This is a genomic window from Mycolicibacterium aubagnense, from assembly GCF_010730955.1.
Lineage (GTDB): Bacteria > Actinomycetota > Actinomycetes > Mycobacteriales > Mycobacteriaceae > Mycobacterium > Mycobacterium aubagnense.
Map to the genome: position 1 here is coordinate 2,234,690 of NZ_AP022577.1, position 21,173 is coordinate 2,255,862.

Below are 21,173 nucleotides of genomic sequence, written 5' to 3' on the forward strand. Positions count from 1 at the left end.
CAGAGACTACTGGCCCGTTGCCTTGGCGATGATCTCCTTCGACACGTTGGCCGGAACTTCGGCGTACGAGTCGAACACCATGGAGTAGTTCGCCCGGCCCTGGGTCTTCGACCGGAGGTCGCCGACGTAGCCGAACATTTCGGACAGTGGAACCTGTGCCTTGACGACACGAGCACCACTGCGCTCCTCCATGGCCTGGATCTGGCCACGGCGGGAGTTCAGGTCGCCGATCACGTCGCCCATGTAGTCCTCGGGCGTGGTGACCTCGACGGCCATGATCGGTTCCAGGATGACCGGCTGCGCAGCGGACGCAGCCTTCTTCAGCGCCTGCGAACCCGCGACCTTGAAGGCCATTTCCGACGAGTCGACGTCGTGGTAGGCGCCGTCGAGCAGGGTCAGCTTCAGGTTGACCAGCGGGTAGCCGGCCAAGATGCCGTACTGCATGGCGTCCTGCGCACCGGCATCCACCGACGGGATGTACTCACGCGGGATGCGGCCACCGGTGACCTTGTTCTCGAATTCGTAGGTCGCACCGTCTTCGCCGACGAACGGCTCGATGCTGATGATGACCTTCGCGAACTGACCCGAACCACCGGTCTGCTTCTTGTGGGTGAACTCCACGTTCTGCACGGCCTTGCGGATGGTCTCGCGGTAGGCGACCTGCGGCTTGCCGACGTTGGCCTCGACCTTGAACTCGCGACGCATGCGGTCCACCAGGATGTCCAGGTGAAGCTCGCCCATGCCGCCGATGACGGTCTGGCCGGTCTCCTGGTCCAGGTGCACCTTGAAGGTCGGGTCCTCTTCGGCGAGCTTCTGGATCGCCGTACCCAGCTTCTCCTGGTCGCTCTTGGTCTTGGGCTCGATGGCCACCTCGATAACCGGGTCCGGGAAGGTCATGGACTCCAGGACGATCTGGTTGTTCGGATCGCACAGGGTGTCACCGGTGGTGGTGTCCTTGAGGCCGATGACCGCGTAGATGTGACCGGCGGCAGCCGACTCGACCGGGTTCTCCTTGTTGGAGTGCATCTGGAATAGCTTGCCCAGACGCTCTTTCTTGCCCTTTGTCGAGTTGATGACCTGGGCACCGGAGTCGACCTTGCCCGAGTAGACGCGGACGTAGGTCAGCTTGCCGAAGAACGGGTGCGTGGCGACCTTGAACGCCAGGCCGGAGAACGGCTCGTCGGCGGACGGCTTGCGCGAGATGATCTCGTCTTCCTTGCCCGGGACGTGGCCTTCGGCGGCCGCGACGTCCAGCGGGGTCGGCAGGTAGTCGATGACCGCGTCGAGCATGGGCTGCACACCCTTGTTCTTGAACGCGGAACCACACAGCACCGGGTAGGCCGCGCTGGTGACGGTCAGCTTGCGCAGGCCACCCTTGATCTCGTCGATCGTCAGCTCTTCGCCGCCCAGGTACTTCTCCATGAGCTCGTCGTCGGTCTCGGCGACTGCCTCGATCATGGCGGTGCGGTACTCCTCGGCCTTCTCCTGAAGGTCGGCCGGGATGTCGATGGTCTCGTACTTCTCACCAAGCTTGGTCTCGCCGCGCCAGACCTTGGCCTTCATCTCGACCAGGTCGACGATGCCCTCGAAGTCACCTTCGGAGCCGATCGGCAGCTGGATCGGGATGACGTTCGCGCCCAGGCGATCCTTCATGGTCTGGACCGAGAAGTAGAAGTCGGCGCCCAGCTTGTCCATCTTGTTGACGAAACAGATGCGGGGGACGTCGTACTTGTCGGCCTGGCGCCACACCTGCTCGGACTGCGGCTCCACGCCTTCTTTGCCGTCGAACACGGCAACGGCGCCGTCGAGCACACGCAGCGAACGCTCCACCTCGACGGTGAAGTCGACGTGGCCCGGGGTGTCGATGATGTTGATCTGGTTGTCGTTCCAGAAACAGGTGGTGGCAGCGGAGGTGATGGTGATACCACGCTCCTGCTCCTGCTCCATCCAGTCCATGGTGGCCGCGCCGTCATGGACCTCACCGATCTTGTACGAGATACCGGTGTAGAAGAGGATGCGCTCGGTCGTCGTCGTCTTGCCGGCGTCGATGTGCGCCATGATGCCGATGTTGCGGACCTTGTTCAGGTCGGTCAGCACGTCCTGTGCCACGGCTTGGTTCCCACTCTTTCAGTTGCTTCGGGTGATTCCGCATCGCCCGGTAGGGCGCTCAGTTGTGAGCCCGGGAGGGCGGTCAGTTGTGAATCAGATGCGCCGGCCGCCGGCATTGGCGGCCGGCGATTGAGTCACCAGCGGTAGTGCGCGAAGGCCCGGTTCGCCTCGGCCATCTTGTGGGTGTCCTCGCGTCGCTTGACGGCGGCACCCAGGCCATTGCTGGCATCCAGGATTTCGTTGGCCAGACGCTCGACCATGGTCTTCTCGCGGCGAGCCTTCGAGAAGCTGACCAGCCAGCGCAGCGCCAGGGTGGTCGAGCGGTCCGGGCGGACCTCGACCGGCACCTGGTAGGTCGCGCCACCGACGCGGCGGCTGCGAACCTCGAGGGACGGCTTGACGTTGTCCATGGCGCGCTTCAGCGTCACGACGGGGTCGGTGCCGGTCTTCTCACGAGCCTGCTCAAGGGCGCCGTAGACGATGCGCTCGGCCAGCGACTTCTTGCCGTCCAGCAGCACCTTGTTGACGAGCTGGGTAACCAGCTGCGAACCGTAGACCGGGTCGTTGACCAGCGGCCGCTTCGGCGCGGGGCCCTTGCGTGGCATTAGCTCTTCTCCTTCTTGGCGCCGTAGCGGCTGCGTGCTTGCTTGCGGTTCTTGACACCCTGGGTGTCCAGCGAGCCGCGGATGATCTTGTAGCGCACACCGGGGAGGTCCTTCACACGGCCGCCACGCACGAGCACCATCGAGTGCTCCTGCAGGTTGTGACCTTCACCCGGGATGTAGGCCGTGACCTCAACCTGGCTCGTCAGCTTCACGCGGGCGACCTTGCGCAGAGCCGAGTTCGGCTTCTTGGGGGTGGTGGTGTACACGCGGGTGCACACACCACGGCGCTGCGGGCTGCCCTTGAGTGCCGCGGTCTTGACCTTGGCGGTCTTATCGTGGCGACCCTTGCGGACCAGCTGGTTGATGGTTGGCATCTATCGGCTTTCTCTATTGCGTGTCGTACTGCGGTTTAAGTCTCTGTACTGCGGTTTCCGCCCGATCGCGTACCCGCGTCCGGGCGTGTCGCACGCGGCCAGGCACAAACCTTGCGGTGCACCACGGACATGCGAATTGGCCCGGCGTGCAGGCTTGCCCACAAACACAATGAATGCAAGCGCCCAGTCGGCCAGGCACGAACCACCACGATACCAGTACGGACCGCCACGATCCAAACCCACACAGAGGACCCAAACCGCAGGTCAGAGCGGTGCAGCCCGGACCGTGACCAACACCTTAGCGCTGGCGGTACGCCCGCCGGGTCATCAGAACCACTCCAAGGATGATCGCAAAGATCACCACCACCCCGCCACCGAGAACCGCGATTCGCGGTACCGACCAGAAGGTCGGAGCGATCTGTTTCGCCTGCACCGACTCCACCGATACCGGCAACGGCAGCGCCCCACCGGCCACCACCGCGGCGAACGACTTCGCCGAATCGGCGGTGAACTGCCCATGGATCTGCGTGCGCCCGGTCGTGATGGGCTCAAGCAGCGCCGGCGCGCTGACCACCTGGCTGTCGACGGTGAAGGCGGTCCGGGCGCCGACGTTGGCGCCGGTGAACGTCGACCAGATGTCGGCGGCCTTGTCGTCGAAGGTCACGAAGACGACGTAGTCGCCGCGTTGTCCACCCTGCCGGGCCGAGGCGTCCTTGATCTGGTCGCCGCTGATGATGGACTTGTCCAGCAGATACACCTGCTTGTGGTCGTCAGAGCACGTGACCAACGGCAGATTCGGGTCGTCGTGGTCGGCCAGCAGGTCCGGCTGAGCGCAGCGGGTCGCCTGGAACTGAAGCGCCAGCAGCTGGATCTGCGGCTGCGCACTCTGCCGCAGCGCCTTTTCGTCGGCGATGCGCTGGCTGTCGGCCACCGGCGGGGTCCGCGGCGCGGACGCCCCCTCGGAGTTCGCCGGAATCGCGTGGATCACCGGCCTTATATAGAGGCGGCCGATGGCGGTGACACCCCGCAGTTGAGCTTCGGTCACGTCGGTGGCCGTGACCTTGAGGGTGCTGCCGTCCAGCCCGACGGCGACGTCGTGTCCGCCGAGGTGGCCGATCCGCGATTCGACCACTGTGCGCGTCTGCGCCAGCGCGTCGGGGGTCGGCGTCGTGCCGGGCGGCGGCTGAATCTCGAACGACGCCTGCACGACCGGCCGGGGTTCGCCCGGACGCCAGATGTCCCTGGTCACGAACACTGTTGCGCCATAGCTCAGGACCAGCACCGCCAGGACCAGGGCCACCAGCCACCGGGGCACTCCGGAGTGCGCAGCGGCGATCGGTGCCGGCGGCCAGGCGGGCGGCGGTCCCGGCGGGAACCCCGGTGGCATGAAGCCGGGTGGCATGAAGCCGGGTGGCGGCGGCACGAAACCCGCAGGCATCTCCGGCAAGACTGGCGGCTGCGACCCACTCTGGTCGTCAGGCATCACGCGCTTCCCCGATCAAGCCGAGTCGCGCTCGTTCATCCCCCGCGCCAGTCGTACCACCATGTCGGTGAACACCGCGTCGGTGTCGACGCCGTCCATCACACCGGTCATCTCCAGCAACACGAAGCCGTGCAGGGCCGACCAGAACTCCAGCGCCGCGTAGAAGGCGTTCTCGCCGTCGAGTCCGTAGGACGCCAGGACCGCGATCACCGGTCCGGCGGCCGCGTGCGTCGCCGCGGTGTACTCGGGGTCGTCGCCACCCAGAGGCATCCGGGTGAACGCCGAGTACCGGCCCGGATGGTGATGCGCGTAACTGCGATAGGCGCTGGCCATCGCCATCACGGCATCGTCCCGGCTCCGACCCTCGCCCACTGTGTTGAGCATGCCGATGATGTCGTCGATGACGCGCATCCGGACCGTGCGCCGCAGGTCATCGAGGCTCTGCACGTGGTTGTACAGCGACGGGCCCTTGGTGCCCAGCTGATTGGCCAGCGCGTTGATGGTCAACGAATCCCAGCCCTCACGGTCCAAGAATGTCAGGGCGGCGCTGACGATAGAGTCCCGGCTGAGCTTGGTGGCGCGCGCAGTCGCCCGCGACCGCGCCGGCGCAGCCGGTCGGGCATCCCCAACGGCTTGCGACTCTGGGCGAGGTGCCATCTGCGCGATCCTCCGGTGTTCTATCTTTGAGTTCAACCGGCCGCGGTACGGACAGTTAACTAATGACTCTAACCTCTAGACGCTGCAGATTCCTGGCCATTTGGGCGAAACTTGTAACCGCGTCTCACGGCAAGTCCCACAGAACGGACCAACCGCCTCCGCGGCACCTACCCGCAACGTAGGCTCCCAGATACCGCACCACGGTGCACATCATCGCCAGACCAGAACGAAGGGGACCATCGTGAGTCGCAAAGCGTGTGGAACCGCATTGGTCGCCGGACTGCTGACGGTCCCGTTCACGGTCGGCGCGCCGAACGCCGCTGCGGTCAACGACGACACCCACATCGTCGGCACGGGCCTGTCGCAGACCATCGACTGCCACGGCGGCACCCTGTTCGTCAACGGGAGCGGCAACACCGTCAACGCGTTCGGTACCTGCTGGGCAGTCACCGTCCAGGGCTCGTCCAACACCGTCATCGCCGACACGATCATCAATGACGTCACCGCCTACGGCTTCAATCAGACGGTGATATTCCACAATGGGGATCCGGCACTCATCGACATCGGTCACCAACTGGGATTGGGCAACCGGCTGAACAAGATCCCCTGACCGGGTCCCGCATCGGGTGCCAGTAACGCCGACAGGGAGGGACACCGTATGAACCCCAACCGAATCGCGATTGCGGCGGCCGTCGCCGCTGCCGCTCTGGTGCTGACCAGCTGCGGATCGCAGGACAGCACCACCGCTGGAACCGGCCCGGGCACCACGGGCACCGCAGCCACCTCGGCAGCTCCCACCACCGCGCAGGTCGAGGTCGGCAACACCATCAACTACAGCGCGGTGGGCACCACCCGGGACCTCGATTGCGGCACCGGCAAATCGCTGACCGTGGGCGGCGCCAACAACACGCTGACCGTCAAGGGCACCTGCGCGAACGCGAACATCGGTGGCACCGACAACAAGGTGACCTTCGAAAAGATCGACCAGGAGCTCGCCGTCGTCGGCATGCACGCCACCGTCAGCTACAAGGACGGGTCACCGAAGGTCACCAACACCGGCATCGGCAACACCGTCACCAAGGGCTAGCGGGCCGCCCTCACGCCTGCGCGCCGTGCCGGCCCGCTCCCCCGGCGAACCGCTGCGCGCCGGCGAGGGATTCCTCGGCCACCTGGGCCAGACTGGCGAACTCGAATTCCATTGCGGATTGCTCGGATTCGCCCCATTGCCGCAGCGCGGACATCCGGTCGGCGCGCAGACACAACTGCGGCAACGCGGCCAGCTGGTGGGCCAGCTCTTCGGCCCTCTCGCGCGCCTGCCCGCGTGGCACCACCCGGTTGGCCAGGCCGATCTGCAACGCCTCGGCGGCATCGACGGCACGGCCGGTGAGGATCAGATCCATGGCACGGCTGTGCCCGATGAGCCGCGGCAACCGGACCGTGCCGCCATCGATGAGCGGGACCCCCCAGCGCCGGCAGAACACGCCGAAGGTGGCGTCCTCCTCGACGACGCGCAGGTCGCACCACACCGCCAGTTCGAGTCCGCCGGCGACGGCGTAGCCGCTGACCGCGGCGATCACCGGCTTGGACAGCATCATCCGGCTCGGCCCCATCGGCCCCGGCCCGGTCCGGTGCGTCTGGTTCATCTCCGGAGTGCCGAACGCCTTGAGATCGGCTCCGGCACAGAAGGTTCCGTGATCTCCCCACAGCACCGCGACAGCAGCGGAGTCGTCGCGGTCGAATTCGTCGAACGCCTGATAGAGCGCCGCTGCCGTCGGCCCGTTGACGGCGTTGCGGGCCTCCGGCCGGTCGATGATGACGGTTGTCACCGGTCCGTTCTTCTCGACGCGCACGGGCTCGGTCATATTGCCTCCATCGGTTCGTCCCGCCGCACTACCAGTTCCGCGGCGAAGTCTGCGTAGACCTGCCGCAATTGCTCGCCGGGCCAATCGGCCGGCAGCAGTTCGGCAGGCAGTACCGGGTCGGCCAACAGGTGGCGGACGATCGCGGCCGCAGCCACGAACCGGCCGGGAATGTCTGTTGCCGAGGCCATTTCGTCGAGCAGCTGACGCGCATGGGTGATCCAGGCCGGCAGGTCCCACAGGATGTCGGCCAGGCTTGCGGGGTCGTCGTCCCGGCTGGTCAGCACTCGGGCGCTGGCCGTGATCTCTTCCGGGATTTCGGTGGTCAGATTGGCCGGGCGCAGCCACAGGCCCTCGCGGAGCTCACCGAATCTGTTCTGCAACAGGTCGTTTCGCAAATCGGCGCGGGTCCGGGCATCGGCCCCGACCGTGGTGATCACCACGGTCGTCCAGTCGCCGTGCCATGGCTTGGTTTGCGGGTCGATCGCGGCATCCTGGCGTCGTTGCCGGGCCAGCAGCCGGTCGGCGAGCCGGTAGCCGTCGGCCGAGCGCACCAGATCGCCGGCGCTGACCATCCTGGTCAGCGCCACCCGCAGCGTCTGCTCCTTGATGTCGAAATCCGAAGTGAGCCGGACCAACTCGGCCGCGGACGCCCACGCGGGGTGGGCACCCAGCAGCACGCTGAGCACCACCGACCGCGCGGTCATCCGCTTGAGGTCAGCCATGGACGTCAGACCCCGGAGGCAACCCGACCCGTGTCCCCGAACGGATCGTCGCGGTGGCGGACCGCCTGGCGGAAACCGTGCTCGACGGCGTCGGCGACGAAGGCATGCCCTTCGGGCGTGTGCCGGGCGATGCCGTCGAACACCGTGCTGACCATCCGGCTGGTCGCAACCCCCTGTTGTAACAACGACGTGTTGCAGGCCAACTTCGCCATGATCAGCTGGTTGACCGGCATCGCCGCAATGCGCGCGACGAGGCGCTCGGTCCGTTCGTCGAGGTCTTGCGGCTCCGGCGCCTCGACGGCCAGGCCCCACTCGGCGGCCTGCGCCCCGGTGATGCAATCGCCGGTGAACAGCAGGCGTTTCGCCCGCTGGTCGCCCAGCCGGTGGGCCCACAATCCACCCGCGGGCACGCCCCAGACCCGCATCGGCGGATAGCCGATCTTGGCGTCGGAGGCCGCGATCACCTGGTCGGCATGCAGCGCGATGTCGGTGCCGCCGGCCACGCAGTAACCGTGGATCTTCACGACGGTCGGCTTGTCGCAGTGCATGAGGCTGGAGAAGCCACGGACGAACCGGCTCATCATCTGGTAGTCGATCATGGGATCCCAGGGCTGGTTCGGCAGGTGGTTGACGGCCTGGGTCTTGCCGTCCAGCACGGTGCCCTGGTGCTCCGATCCCCCGGCCGACGAGGTCCCGTCGGCGTAGGCGCTCAAATCGAAACCGGCACAAAAGCCTTCACCTCGGCCGGACACCAGGATCACGTGCACGTTCGGATCGAGGTCGGCCCGCTCCACGCACGCCGCCAATTCCAGCGGGGTGTCCGCGACGATCGAGTTGCCCTTCTCCGGACGGTTGAACGTGATCCGGGCGACGCGGTCGGCGACCTCGTACGTCATCGTCTTCAGACTGTCGAAATCCACAAACTCACCTTTCAAGAGCTGGGGACACCTCCCGCTTGCGGGGGACCGCAAAACTGCTCAAACCGGGCGTTTTGGGACAGTTTTGGGTCAGTTCGGCCGCAGAAATCAGCCCTTGACGAGGGCGCGTTCGATGATCGGCGCCAGGTCGAGGCCCGTCGGCAGCGTGCCGAACGCACCGCCCCACTGGCGGTCGAGGCGGCTGACGAGGAACGCCTCGGCCACTGCGGGGTGTCCATGGCGCACCATCAGCGCGCCCTGCAGCGCCAGCGAGATGTCCTCGGCGACTTTGCGTCCGCGGTATTCGAGGGTCTGCGGATCGGTGAGCTGCGCCTTGAGCGCGCGGACATGCGCGTCCAGGCGCGGGTCCTGTGCCTGGGCCAACTCGTCGAACAGCACCTCGATGCACTCGGGCTTGGTGGCCATGGCGCGCAGGGTGTCCAGCGCGCTGACATTTCCCGAACCTTCCCAGATGCCCATCAGCGGGGCCTCCCGGTACAGCCGCGGCATGCCCGACTCCTCCGCGTAGCCGTTGCCGCCGAAGCACTCCATGGCCTCCGCGGCGTGCGGCGTCGCGCGCTTGCACACCCAGTACTTGGCCGCGGCCAAACCGATTCGGCGGAACAGGCTTTCGCGCTCGTCGCCGCGGACAGCGCGGTCGGTGGCCCCGGCCATGCGCATCGCCAGCATGGTGGCGGCCTCGGCCTCGACGGCCATGTCGGCCAGTACGTTGCGCATCAGCGGCTGGTCGATCAGGTACGCACCGAACGCCTTGCGGTGCTGCGCGTGGTGCACCGCCTGGGTCAGACCCGTACGCATGCTGGTGGCGCTACCGAGTGTGCAGTCCAGGCGGGTCAGGTTGACCATCTCGATGATGGTCGGCACGCCGCGGCCTTCCTCACCGACCAGCCACACCGTGGCGCCGTCGTACTCGATCTCGCTGGAGGCGTTGGCGTGGTTGCCGAGCTTGTCCTTGAGCCGCTGGATGAACATCCGGTTGCGGGTGCCGTCGGGCAGCACCCGGGGCAGGAAGAAGCACGACAGTCCGCCGGGGGCCTGGGCCAGCACCAGGAACATGTCCCCCATCGGTGCCGAGGTGAACCACTTGTGACCGCGCAGCGAGTAGGTGCCGTCGCCGTTGGGGGTGGCCTGGGTGGTCCCGGCTCGGACGTCCGAACCGCCCTGCTTCTCGGTCATCGACATGCCAGCGGTGATACCCGCTTTCGTGGCAGGCACTTTCAGCTCGGGGTCGTACACCCGGCTGGTCAGCAGCGGCTCGTAGACCTTGGAGAGCTCGGGGTTGAACCGCAGCGCCGGGACGACGGCGTAGGTCATCGAGATCGGGCAGACGTGGCCGGGTTCGGGAGTCCAGGCCGACATCTTCGCCGCCCGGACGACGTGGGCGCCGGTACGGTCGTCGGCCCACGGTGCGCCGTGCAGACCGTGCGTCACCGCGGCGTTCATCAACTGGTGGTAGGCGGGGTCGTATTCGACCTCGTCGACGCGGTGGCCATAGCGGTCGTGCGTGTGCAGGATCGGGACGTTGCGGTCCGCGAGCTCACCCCAGCGCTGCGCGACCCGGCTGCCGCCGAGGGCGCCGACCTCGTGGACCTCGTCGACGCCCCACTCCCCGCCTTCGCGGATCAGGGCCTCGGCGAGCGCCGGGAAGGTGGCGGGGTTGTAGTTCTCGAGCGGCGGAACCTGGTTGGTGACGACATGCGTATCACTCATGCCCTCACTATTACACTTTTCCTACAGCCGCACAAGAACTGTATATATCAGCGGTGGCGCACCACGACCTCGGTGGCGGGATCCCCGCGGTGCACGAAATACCCCAGCGTCACGATGACGAACCAGATGACGCCCACCAGGATCGCCGTCCGTCCGTCGTCGGTGAAGAACAACAGCACGACCACGAGCGCCAGGAACCCGAGCGCCAGGAAGGTGGTGTACGGCGCCCCGGGCAGGCGGTAGTCCGACGCCGGCAGCACGCCCGCGGCCACCTGCCGCCGATACAGCAGGTGCGATACCAGGATCGAGCCCCACACGAAGATGATGCCGATGGTCGACACCGAGGTGATGTAGGCGAACGCCTTATCCGGCGACAGGTAGTTCACCAGGACGCCGACGCCCATGGTCAAGGCCGAGAAGCAGATGGCCAGCATCGGCACGTGGCGGCTGCTCAGCGCCTGCAGGCCGCCCGGCGCGTCGCCGCGCTGGGCCAAGCTGCGCACCATGCGGCCCGTCGAGTAGATGCCCGAGTTGCACGACGACAGCGCAGCGGTCAGCAGGATGAAGTTCACGATGCCCGCGGCCGCCGGGATGTTCAGGTACTGGAACACGGCGACGAACGGGCTGTGTCCGGCGTGGTAGTGCCGCCAGCCCTGCACGGACAGGATCACGAACAGCGCGCCGACGTAGAACAGGCCGATGCGGAAAGGCAGCGTGTTGATCGCCTTGCGCAACGTCACCTTCGGGTTTTCCGCCTCTCCCGCGGTGACGCCCACCAGCTCGACGCCCACGTAGGCGAACACCACGATCTGCAGGCTCAGCAGTGCCGAGCCGAGGCCCGTCGGGAAGAAGCCGCCGTCGTTCCACAGGTTGGCGACCGTCGAACCCGGACCGGGCGCCAGCCCGGTGAACGGCAGGAGCACGCCGATACCGATGAGGATCATTCCGATGATCGCGGTCACCTTGATCATCGAGAACCAGAATTCGGCCTCACCGAAGACCTTGACCGAGATCAGGTTGGCGATGAAGAGCACCACCAGGACGACCAACGCCGTCACCCACTGCGGGATGTCGTGTCCCCACGGCCAGTACTGCACATACTTGCCGGCCACGGTTATCTCGGCCATGCACGTCGTGGCCCACACCGCCCAGTACGTCCACCCGTTCGCGAAACCGGCGAACCGGCCCATGAATTCGTCGGCGTACTCCGAGATGCTGCCCGAAACCGGGCGGTACACCAGCAACTCACCGAGTGCCCGCATGATGACGAACACGGCCAGACCGGCAAGAAGGTATGCCAGGAGCAGCGCCGGGCCGGCTTTCTCGATGGCGCCGCCCGCGCCGTAGAACAGACCGGTACCGATGGCCCCGCCGATCGCGATCATCTGCACGGTTCTGGCCGAAAGACCGCGCTGATAACCGACGTCGGGAGTCTCTGTCACCTCAGCGTTGGAGTCTTGGGTGTTGGCGTCTTGCATCCGAGGTGTTTATCACAATTGTCGGTGCTGACTAAACGTTCTCGCGGAGGAACGCGATGTCGTCCTTACGGCCGTCTTCCGACGTCTCGCAGATGACCGGGGCAGCCGCGGCGCGCACCACGGCTGCCAACAACTGCGGATCGATCTGCCCCATGCCGAAGTTGGCGTGCCGGTCCGCTCCGGAGCCGGCGGCGTCGCGGGAGTCGTTGCAGTGCACCAGATCGATGCGGCCGGTGATGGTCTTGATGCGTTCCACCGCGTCGACCAGCGCCTCCCCCGCCGCCCACGCATGGCAGGTGTCGAGGCAGAAGCCGATGCCCTTGTCGCCGATCCGGTCCCACAGCCGGGCGATGGTGTCGAAGTGCCGGGCCATCGCGTGATCGCCGCCGGCGGTGTTCTCCAGATACACCGGCACATCGGTCTTGAGGGCGTCGAGCGCCTTCACCCACCGTTCGAAACCGGCGTCCATGTCGTTGTCGTCGGCGTGCCCGCCATGCACGATGACGGCCGTCGCCCCGATCTCCGACGCGGCGTCGCACGTGTCCTGCAGGATCTTGCGCGACGGAATGCGCACCTTGTTGTTGGCCGACGCGACGTTGATCAGGTACGGCGCGTGCACATAGAGAGGCACAGCGGACGCACGTAGCGCCTCGGCGTCCTCGCGGGGCGCGGGCTTCTTCCAGCTCTGCGGGTTGCCGAGGAAGAACTGCACCACATCGGCACCGTCGGCGGCGGCCGCGGCCAGAGGATCCGTGTTGTCGACATGCGAACCAATCAGCACGGGCCCAGTCTAGGACGGGTGCCCGACAACGGCTGACAGCTACCGAACCCGTTGTTTGCCCCACAGCAATATCCCCTGCAGCCGGCGTTGCTGCCGCATTGATCCGCAAAGCCTTGTGCCGGTTGGGAATACGTGACGCACTCACCAACACGCCCGTCGAAACCGGTTGGCGCAGAATGCCCACCGCACCACATCGTGACGCAATGGCGCACCAGCGCGGCTCGAGCCGGCGTGAGTTACGTCACGAAATGAACCGATCGGCGCCAGGCCTCGTGACCCCGGTAGAGGAGGACAAATGAGCGTAATCGCAAGTGTCCGTGGAGAACTGCCCGCCAACCGATACACCCAGGATGAGGTGACCGACGCGCTCCTGGCGCTGCCCGGCTACGCCGAGCACGCAGATGCCATCCGCAAACTTCATCGCAGCGCCAAGGTCGCCAGTCGACATACGGTCCTGCCGCTGCAGGACTACGCCGGCATCACAGACTTCGGACGCGCGAACGACGTGTTCATCGAACACGCCGTGGCGCTCGGGTGCGCCGCCGTTCTGGGTGCCCTGGAAGAAGCCGGGCTGAAGCCGGCCGACGTCGACGTCATCTACACCACCACTGTCACCGGCGTGGCAGTGCCGACGCTGGACGCCCGGATCGCCGGACTGATCGGCTTGCGGCCCGATGTGCGGCGTGTACCGATGTTCGGGCTGGGCTGCGTGGCCGGTGCCGCCGGCGTGGCGCGTGTCAACGACTACCTGCGCGGGGCACCAGAAAGTGTCGCCGTGCTGCTCGCGGTGGAACTGTGCTCACTGATACCCAAGACCGATCCATCGATGGCGACCGTCGTCGGCTCGAGCCTGTTCGGCGACGGCGCCGCCGCGGTGGTCATGGTCGGCGACCACCGCGCCGCCAACGTCGACACGTCGGGGCCGGAGGTGCTCGCCTCGCGCAGCCACCTCTATCCCGATTCGCAGCGCACCATGGGCTGGGACGTCGACTCCAGTGGCTTCCGGTTGGTGCTGTCTCCCGACGTGCCGAAGGTCGTCGAGAAGTACCTGGGTGACGACGTCACGGAATTCCTTGCCGCACATGGACTTCAAATCAGTGACATCGCGTCGTGGGTCAGCCACCCGGGCGGGCCGAAGGTGATCGAGGCCATCACCGCGACACTCGGACTGCCCGACGACGCACTCGAGCTGACCTGGCGATCGCTGGCCGAGGTCGGCAATCTCTCGTCGGCTTCGGTGCTGCACGTCCTCCGCGACACGATGGCCAAGCAGCCACCGGCGGGCAGCGCCGGGCTGATGATGGCGATGGGTCCGGGGTTCTGCTCAGAACTCGTCCTGCTGCGCTGGCGCTGACCCGTGGTCTGGTACCTCGCCCTGATCGCGGTGGTCGCCGTCGAGCGCCTCGCCGAGCTCGTCGTCTCCCGGCGCAATCTCGCCTGGTCGCTGGCTCGGGGCGGCCGCGAATACGGATTCAGCCACTACCCCGTCATGGTCCTCCTGCACGTCGGCCTGCTGGTGGGGTGCGTGCTCGAACCGGTGGTGCTGCACCGACCGTTCCTCCCCGCGCTGGGCTGGTCGATGCTGGCCGCCGTCCTGGCCGCGCAGGTGCTGAGGTGGTGGTGCATCACCACACTCGGCCCGCAGTGGAACACGCGCGTCATCGTCGTCCCGGGAGCACAGCGGATCGTCGGCGGGCCGTACCAGTGGATTCCACACCCCAACTATGTGGCCGTGGTCGTCGAGGGCATCGCGTTGCCACTGGTGCACACGGCCTGGCTGACGGCAGTGGTGTTCACGCTGCTCAACGCACTGCTGCTGCGCACCAGGCTGCGCGTCGAGAACTCGGCGCTGGCGAGCCTGTCGTGATCGACCTGCTGGTGGTCGGCGGCGGTCCGGCGGGGCTGGCGACGTCGCTGTACGCGGCGCGCGCGGGGCTTGAGACCGTCATCGTCGAACGCCGCCCGGGCACGCTGGACAAGGCCTGCGGCGAAGGCCTGATGCCGCACTCCCTCGCGCATCTGGACCGGCTGGGCGTCGTGGCGGCCGGGCAACCGCTGCGCGGAATCAGTTATCACGCGGGTGCGTCGCGGGTCGAAGCCGCGTTCCGTGGTGGCGTCGGCCGTGGGGTCCGCCGGACGACGCTGCACGCGGCGATGTCCGACGCCGCCCGGGCCGCCGGGGTGAAGGTCGTCCAGGGTGTGGCCGGCGAGATCACGCAGGACGAGGACGGTATTCAGGCGGTGGGGCTCCGGGCGCGTTACCTGGTGGCGGCCGACGGACTGCACTCGCCGATCCGGCGCGATCTCGGGCTGTCGCGCCCGGCGACCGGCCCGCGCCGTTGGGGTATCCGGCGACATGTCCAGATGGCGCCGTGGACCGACCACGTCGAGGTGCACTGGAGCACCGAGGCCGAGGCCTACGTGACACCGGTGGGCGACGACTGCGTCGGTATCGCGATCCTGTCCGCCGGCCGCGGCGGTTTCGATGCGAAGTTCGCCGCGTTCGACGAACTGCGCCAACGCGTCGACGGACATGATCACGGGCCCGACCTGGCGGCTGGGCCGTTGCGCCAGCACGTGCGGACGCGCGTTGCCGGCCGCGTGCTCCTGGTCGGCGACGCCGCCGGCTACGTCGACGCGCTGACCGGCGAGGGTTTGGGGTTGGCGTTCAGCGCGGCCGAGGCGCTGGTCGACTGCGTGGTCCGGGAGCAGGTCAGCGACTACGACCGGCGCTGGTGCAGGTTGACCCGCCGCTACCGGCTGCTGACCGAGGCTCTGGTCCGGGCCGGAGCCGTGCCTGCGGTGCGGTCCCGCATCGTCCCGGCCGCAGCGGCACTACCGCAGGTGTTCGCCGCAGCGGTGAATCAGCTCGCCTACTGAGTGCCGCACTACTGCGGGACCTTGTCCAGCATGGCGTTCTGGATGGCCGTCGCCGCGCCCGCCGAATCGGCCGAACACACCAAGTTGTCGACGACGACGCGATTTCTGGCCGCCATCGTCCGCGTGCATTGGATCCCCGGCCCCACCACGGCCTGCATCGACAACGCGTCGGGCTTGACCTGAAGCGCCTGGTTGTGTTGGGCGCCAGACTGATCGGCGACCTTCAGTACCACGTCGCTATTGGCGCACTGCTGCCACACAGCCTGCTGCGCGCCGATCCAGGCACGCGCCGCGCCGGGATCAGGAAACCCGACAGCACCCTCACTCACCTGCGCCCCCGGCGATGCCGTGCTGGTGTAGTTGACGTAATACATGCCGATCTGCCCGCTGCCGTCGAGTGCTGCGTGCAAGCCGTTGGTGGCGACGACACTGCACTGGGGTGGGGTGAACGTCATGCTCAAACCAACGCCCGCGTGCCGCCACGTCGCGGTCTTGACCAGACTCGGGTCGTTCGTGATACGCCGGAGCTCGTCGACACCCAAGGTGACGGCCTGCAGGTCCGGACCCGGAGCTGGCGCCGCGACCGCGCTGGTGGTCGACGGCGTGACGGTCTGTGGCGCGGCTGCGGGACTGCCGCCGACGGACGTCGTGCACGACGTCAGCAGAGCGACGGCGACACCGAGCGCCAAAGTCATTGGTACGCAAGGCTTTACTGAGACGGTCGTCATGCCGGCACCTTCCCGGCGATGAGGTTGACCAGCGCCGCCGCAGTGGCGCCGACCACGGCGGGGTCACCGCCGCACACCGTCACGTCGATGACCAGATTGCTACGGGAACTGATACCGCGGCCGCAGTTGCCGCCGGGCTCGGGAGGCACGGTGCGGTTGTTGACCAGAGTCTGTACATCACCCGCGGCAGCCGGGGCGCCGATCACATACGTGGCCGGCGGCACCGTCTTGACCTGGACCGACTTACCCGAGCACCCCTGCCACCCCTTCGTGGTCGCGGTCACCTGGTCCCGGGCGTCTTGAGCTGTCTCATAAAGAATCGCCGACGTGATGGCCGAGAAGCGGGCGGAACCGTCGGCCGGCGCATAGTCCTGGGTACGTACCAGCACGACGGGACTCTCCGAGTACGGCTGGATGGCTGCATCGGCGACCGCCCCCACACATGTCATGTCCGATACGTAATCGTCGGGCAGCAGCGACAGGGAATCATGGCTTTCGCTGATGCCGAGATTGGGCACATTGACCGTGGCACTCACCTGATTCGCTTCCGGCATCAGGCCTTTGAGCTGGTCCATCTGCACCAGCGGTCCGGGTGGCGGCGGTGGCGACGGCGGTGCCGCCACGCTCGCGCTCACCGGAGTGCTCGACGCTGACGTGGACGTCGTCGTCTGTGAGTTGCTGGTGCTGTCGGAGCCGCAGCCCGCCGTCGATCCCACCAGAACGACAGCGGCCATGACGATATGCAGTCGCAAAATAGTCCCCTCCCCCAAGGGACAGTCTCGCACGAGAACGCAAACGTCCCCGACACCAGAAGTGTCGGGGACGTTCACGAGCCGGCGGGGAAAGCTCCCCGCGTCACGACCTAGCGGTAGTCGCTGTAGCCGTAGTCATCCAGCGGCACGGCAGCACCAGTGGCCTGGCCGAAGTCCGGGCTGTAGTACTGATCCTCGTAGGACGGGATCGTGTACGCCGCAGCGCGGGCTTCTTCGGTCGGCTGAACCTGGATGTTGCGGTACCGGTTGATGCCCGTACCAGCCGGGATCAACTTACCGATGATCACGTTCTCCTTCAGACCCTGCAGCTTGTCGCTACGGCAGTTGATGGCCGCATCGGTCAGCACGCGAGTGGTCTCCTGGAACGACGCCGCCGACAGCCACGAGTCCGTGGCCAGCGATGCCTTCGTGATACCCATCAGCACCGGACGTCCGGCCGCGGGCTCGCCACCCTCGGCCACGACGCGACGGTTCTCGGTCTCGAACTCGCTGCGTTCGGTCAGCGAACCGGGCAGGAACTCCGTCGCGCCCGAGTCGATGATCGTCACACGACGCAGCATCTGCCGCACGATGACCTCGATGTGCTTGTCGTGGATCGACACACCCTGTGCGCGGTAGACCTCCTGGACCTCCTTGACGAGGTGAATCTGCACCTCGCGGGGGCCCTGGACGCGGAGCACCTCGTGGGGGTTCGCCGAACCCTCCATGAGCTGCTGGCCGACCTCGACGTGGTCACCATCGGCCAACAGGCGCTCGGTGCCGTCGTCGTGCTTGAAGACGCGCAGGCGACGGTTACGCCGCGGCAGCTTGTCGTAGACGACTTCCTCGCCACCATCGTCGGGAACGATGGTGATCTTGTAGAACTTGTCGTCCTCTTCCAGCTGCACCCGGCCGGCCACGTCCGCGATCGGAGCGACGTTGCGGGGCACGCGGGCCTCGAACAGCTCCTGCACGCGCGGCAGACCACCGACGATGTCGGCGCCACCGGTAACACCACCCTGGTGGAAGGTACGCATCGTCAGCTGGGTACCGGGCTCACCGATCGACTGGGCGGCGACGATACCGACGGCCTCACCGATGTCGACCAGCTTGCCGGTGGCCATGCTGCGGCCGTAGCACTTGGCGCAGACGCCGGTGCCGGTGGCACAGGTCAGCACCGAGCGCACCTTGACGGTGGAGATACCCGCCGCCAGCAGGGCCTCGATCGCCGGATCACCCAGGTCGTGCCCGCGCTCGACGATGACGTTGCCGCCTCCGTCGACCGCGTCCGTGGCGAGGGTCCGCGCGTAGGCGGACGTCTCGACGTGAGCGTCGCGCACCAGCGAACCGTCGGCCTGGACCTCGGCCAGAGTGACGGTGACGCCGCGCTCGGTCTCACAGTCGGTCTCACGGACGATGACGTCCTGCGACACGTCGACCAGACGACGGGTCAGGTAACCCGAGTCGGCGGTACGCAGCGCGGTATCGGCCAGACCCTTACGAGCACCGTGGGTGTTGATGAAGTACTCCAACACCGTCAGGCCCTCGCGGAAGGACGACTTGATCGGGCGCGGGATGAACTCACCCTTCGGGTTCGTCACCAGACCCTTCATGCCGGCCAGGGTGCGGGTCTGGGTGAGGTTACCGGTGGCGCCCGACTTCACGATCGTGATGATCGGGTTGTCCGCCGGGTAGTAGTCCTCCAGAGCCTTACCGACCTCTTCGGTGGCCTGCTGCCAGATCTTGACCAGCGACTCGTTGCGCTCGTCGTGGTTCAGACCACCGCGCTGGTACTTCTTCTCGATCGCGTCGGCCTGGCCCTCGTAGCGCTCCAGGATCTCCTGCTTCTGCGGCGGCACCAGAACGTCGGCCATCGAGACCGTCACGCCCGAGCGGGTCGCCCAGTGGAAACCGGCATCCTTCAGCTTGTCGACGGTCTGCGCCACGACGATCATCGGGTAGCGCTCGGCGAGATCGTTGATGATCGCCGCCTGCACCTTCTTGTGCATCTGCTTGTCGACGAACGGGTAGCCCTTCGGCAGCAGCTCGTTGAAGAGCACGCGACCCAGGGTGGTCTCCGCGGTCCACGCGTCGCCCGGCTTCCAGCCGTTCTCGAACAGCTGGGCCTCGATCTCGGCCGGCGGACGCAGGTGCGTCAACCGGATCTTGATCTTCGCCCGCACCGACAGCGCACCGCGGTCCATGGCCATGATGGCCTCGGCCGGGCTGCTGTAGACACCCTGCTCAGCGCCGTCCTTGGTGGCCGGCACAAACTCGCCGAGGTCACCCTCGATCAGGGTGGTCAGGAAGAACAGACCCGTCACCATGTCCAGACGCGGCATGGCGAGCGGGCGGCCCGATGCCGGCGACAGGATGTTGTTCGACGACAGCATCAGGATGCGCGCCTCGGCCTGCGCCTCCGCCGACAGCGGGAGGTGCACGGCCATCTGGTCACCGTCGAAGTCGGCGTTGAACGCCTCACACACCAGCGGGTGCAGCTGGATGGCCTTGCCTTCCACCAGCTGCGGCTCGAAGGCCTGGATACCCAGGCGGTGCAGCGTAGGTGCACGGTTCAGCAGCACCGGGTGCTCGGCGATGACCTCTTCGAGGACATCCCACACCTGGGGACGCTGACGCTCCACCATGCGCTTGGCGCTCTTGATGTTCTGCGCGTGGTTCAGGTCGACCAGACGCTTCATCACGAACGGCTTGAACAGCTCCAGAGCCATCAGCTTCGGCAGACCACACTGGTGCAGCTTGAGCTGCGGGCCGACCACGATGACCGAACGGCCCGAGTAGTCGACGCGCTTACCCAGCAGGTTCTGACGGAAGCGGCCCTGCTTGCCCTTGAGCAGGTCGGACAGCGACTTGAGCGGACGGTTGCCCGGACCGGTGACCGGCCGGCCACGACGGCCGTTGTCGAACAGCGCGTCCACCGACTCCTGAAGCATGCGCTTCTCGTTGTTGACGATGATCTCGGGCGCGCCGAGGTCGATCAGTCGCTTCAACCGGTTGTTGCGGTTGATGACACGGCGGTACAGGTCGTTCAGGTCGGAGGTCGCGAAGCGGCCACCGTCGAGCTGGACCATCGGGCGCAGCTCCGGCGGGATCACCGGAACGGCGTCGAGCACCATGCCCATGGGCGAGTTGCGGTTCGTCTGGAACGCGGCGACGACCTTCAGACGCTTGAGGGCGCGCAGCTTCTTCTGGCCCTTGCCGTTCTTGATGGTGTCGCGCAGCGACTCGGCCTCGGCGTCGATGTCGAAGGTCTCGATGAGCTTCTTGATCGACTCGGCGCCCATGGCGCCCTGGAAGTACTCGCCGTAGCGGTCCTGCAGCTCGCGGTACAGCACCTCGTCGACGATGAGCTGCTTCGGAGCCAGCTTGCTGAAGGTGGTCCAGATCTCGTCGAGCCGGTCCAGCTCACGCTGGGCCCGGTCGCGGAGCTGACGCATCTCGCGCTCGCCACCGTCGCGCACCTTGCGGCGGACGTCGGACTTGGCGCCTTCCTTCTCCAGCTCGGCGAGGTCGGCCTCGAGCTTCTGCGAACGCTCGGCCAGGTCCAGATCCCGCTGATCCTCGACGGCCTTCTTCTCGACGACCATCTCGGCCTCGAGCGTGGACAGCTCGTTGTGCCGCATCTCGGTGTCGACCGAGGTGATGACGTAGGCCGCGAAGTAGATGATCTTTTCCAGATCCTTCGGGGCCAGGTCCAGCAGGTAGCCCAAGCGCGACGGCACGCCCTTGAAGTACCAGATGTGCGTGACCGGCGCGGCCAGCTCGATGTGGCCCATGCGCTCACGACGCACCTTGGCGCGAGTCACCTCGACGCCACAGCGCTCGCAGACGATGCCCTTGAAGCGGACGCGCTTGTACTTACCGCAGTAGCACTCCCAGTCGCGAGTCGGTCCGAAGATCTTCTCGCAGAACAGGCCGTCCTTTTCGGGCTTGAGCGTGCGGTAGTTGATGGTCTCCGGCTTCTTGACCTCGCCGAAGGACCAGTTGCGGATGTCGTCCGCGGTCGCGAGACCGATGCGGAGTTCATCGAAGAAGTTGACGTCTAGCACGTAACTCCCTTTCCCCTTTCGGGATTA

19 protein-coding genes are annotated in these 21,173 nt (G+C 66.6%); 5 read left to right on the plus strand and 14 right to left on the minus strand.

The window, feature by feature from the left end; genetic code table 11:
* Positions 1-6: 6 nt before the first annotated feature.
* The 5 genes from fusA to G6N59_RS11090 form a co-directional block, all read right to left on the minus strand.
* Positions 7-2,109, minus strand: coding sequence for an elongation factor G (fusA, locus tag G6N59_RS11070; protein WP_138232223.1), 2,103 nt, complete (start codon positions 2,107-2,109; stop codon positions 7-9).
* Positions 2,110-2,243: 134 nt separating this feature from the next.
* The gene (gene rpsG / locus G6N59_RS11075) at positions 2,244-2,714 is read right to left on the minus strand and encodes a 30S ribosomal protein S7 (RefSeq protein WP_020101372.1); all 471 of its coding nucleotides are present in this window, start codon (positions 2,712-2,714) and stop codon (positions 2,244-2,246) included.
* Complete coding sequence (rpsL, locus tag G6N59_RS11080; RefSeq protein ID WP_020101371.1) at positions 2,714-3,088, minus strand: 30S ribosomal protein S12; 375 nt, start codon at positions 3,086-3,088, stop codon at positions 2,714-2,716. Before rpsL ends, rpsG begins: the two co-directional genes overlap by 1 nt.
* A 298-nt stretch (positions 3,089-3,386) precedes the next feature.
* Positions 3,387-4,571 (minus strand): SecDF P1 head subdomain-containing protein, encoded by a 1,185-nt coding sequence (locus tag G6N59_RS11085; protein ID WP_138232224.1) that lies wholly within the window; start codon positions 4,569-4,571, stop codon positions 3,387-3,389.
* 15 nt (positions 4,572-4,586) lie between these two features.
* Entirely contained in the window at positions 4,587-5,228 is a 642-nt protein-coding gene (locus G6N59_RS11090) for a TetR/AcrR family transcriptional regulator (protein ID WP_163911230.1), read from the minus strand.
* A gap of 241 nt (positions 5,229-5,469) precedes the next feature.
* Between G6N59_RS11090 and G6N59_RS11095 the strand changes: the two genes are divergently transcribed.
* Both G6N59_RS11095 and G6N59_RS11100 read left to right on the plus strand, forming a co-directional pair.
* The gene (locus tag G6N59_RS11095; RefSeq protein WP_234884386.1) at positions 5,470-5,838 is read left to right on the plus strand and encodes a DUF3060 domain-containing protein; all 369 of its coding nucleotides are present in this window, start codon (positions 5,470-5,472) and stop codon (positions 5,836-5,838) included.
* Positions 5,839-5,886: 48 nt separating this feature from the next.
* Positions 5,887-6,315, plus strand: coding sequence for a DUF3060 domain-containing protein (locus G6N59_RS11100; RefSeq protein ID WP_138232225.1), 429 nt, complete (start codon positions 5,887-5,889; stop codon positions 6,313-6,315).
* Positions 6,316-6,325: 10 nt separating this feature from the next.
* Here the strand turns inward: G6N59_RS11100 and G6N59_RS11105 are convergent, their stop codons facing one another.
* From G6N59_RS11105 to G6N59_RS11130, 6 genes are all read right to left on the minus strand, one after another.
* A complete protein-coding gene (locus tag G6N59_RS11105) occupies positions 6,326-7,090 on the minus strand; it encodes a crotonase/enoyl-CoA hydratase family protein (RefSeq protein WP_138232226.1) in 765 nt (254 codons plus the stop codon).
* A complete protein-coding gene (locus G6N59_RS11110; protein WP_138232227.1) occupies positions 7,087-7,812 on the minus strand; it encodes a PaaX family transcriptional regulator C-terminal domain-containing protein in 726 nt (241 codons plus the stop codon). The genes G6N59_RS11105 and G6N59_RS11110 overlap by 4 nt, the downstream gene beginning before the upstream one ends.
* A gap of 5 nt (positions 7,813-7,817) precedes the next feature.
* Positions 7,818-8,747, minus strand: coding sequence for a crotonase/enoyl-CoA hydratase family protein (locus tag G6N59_RS11115; RefSeq protein WP_407665845.1), 930 nt, complete (start codon positions 8,745-8,747; stop codon positions 7,818-7,820).
* 90 nt (positions 8,748-8,837) lie between these two features.
* Positions 8,838-10,460: an acyl-CoA dehydrogenase family protein gene (locus G6N59_RS11120; protein WP_138232229.1), complete on the minus strand. Its 1,623-nt coding sequence runs from the start codon at positions 10,458-10,460 to the stop codon at positions 8,838-8,840.
* A gap of 47 nt (positions 10,461-10,507) precedes the next feature.
* Positions 10,508-11,938: an amino acid permease gene (locus tag G6N59_RS11125; RefSeq protein ID WP_138232230.1), complete on the minus strand. Its 1,431-nt coding sequence runs from the start codon at positions 11,936-11,938 to the stop codon at positions 10,508-10,510.
* A 31-nt stretch (positions 11,939-11,969) separates the two neighbouring features.
* Entirely contained in the window at positions 11,970-12,719 is a 750-nt protein-coding gene (locus G6N59_RS11130) for a deoxyribonuclease IV (protein WP_138232231.1), read from the minus strand.
* Positions 12,720-13,014: 295 nt separating this feature from the next.
* Here G6N59_RS11130 and G6N59_RS11135 point away from each other — a divergent pair, with 295 nt between their 5' ends.
* From G6N59_RS11135 to G6N59_RS11145, 3 genes are read left to right on the plus strand one after another with little or no spacing between them, the layout of a single operon-like run.
* Positions 13,015-14,073 carry a type III polyketide synthase gene (locus G6N59_RS11135; protein ID WP_138232232.1) on the plus strand — a complete coding sequence of 353 codons (1,059 nt, stop codon included), beginning with the start codon at positions 13,015-13,017 and terminating at the stop codon, positions 14,071-14,073.
* Positions 14,074-14,076: 3 nt separating this feature from the next.
* The gene (locus G6N59_RS11140; RefSeq protein WP_138232233.1) at positions 14,077-14,586 is read left to right on the plus strand and encodes an isoprenylcysteine carboxyl methyltransferase family protein; all 510 of its coding nucleotides are present in this window, start codon (positions 14,077-14,079) and stop codon (positions 14,584-14,586) included.
* Positions 14,583-15,599, plus strand: a complete 1,017-nt coding sequence (locus G6N59_RS11145; protein WP_138232234.1) for an NAD(P)/FAD-dependent oxidoreductase — start codon at positions 14,583-14,585, stop codon at positions 15,597-15,599. Before G6N59_RS11140 ends, G6N59_RS11145 begins: the two co-directional genes overlap by 4 nt.
* Positions 15,600-15,607: 8 nt before the next feature.
* Here the strand turns inward: G6N59_RS11145 and G6N59_RS11150 are convergent, their stop codons facing one another.
* The 3 genes from G6N59_RS11150 to G6N59_RS11160 all read right to left on the minus strand — a co-directional run bounded on the left by G6N59_RS11150 (position 15,608) and on the right by G6N59_RS11160 (position 21,146).
* Positions 15,608-16,327: a sensor domain-containing protein gene (locus tag G6N59_RS11150; protein WP_138232235.1), complete on the minus strand. Its 720-nt coding sequence runs from the start codon at positions 16,325-16,327 to the stop codon at positions 15,608-15,610.
* Positions 16,324-17,061, minus strand: coding sequence for a sensor domain-containing protein (locus G6N59_RS11155; RefSeq protein ID WP_138232236.1), 738 nt, complete (start codon positions 17,059-17,061; stop codon positions 16,324-16,326). The genes G6N59_RS11150 and G6N59_RS11155 overlap by 4 nt, the downstream gene beginning before the upstream one ends.
* 128 nt (positions 17,062-17,189) lie before the next feature.
* Positions 17,190-21,146 (minus strand): DNA-directed RNA polymerase subunit beta', encoded by a 3,957-nt coding sequence (locus G6N59_RS11160; RefSeq protein ID WP_138232237.1) that lies wholly within the window; start codon positions 21,144-21,146, stop codon positions 17,190-17,192.
* Positions 21,147-21,173 lie beyond the last annotated feature (27 nt).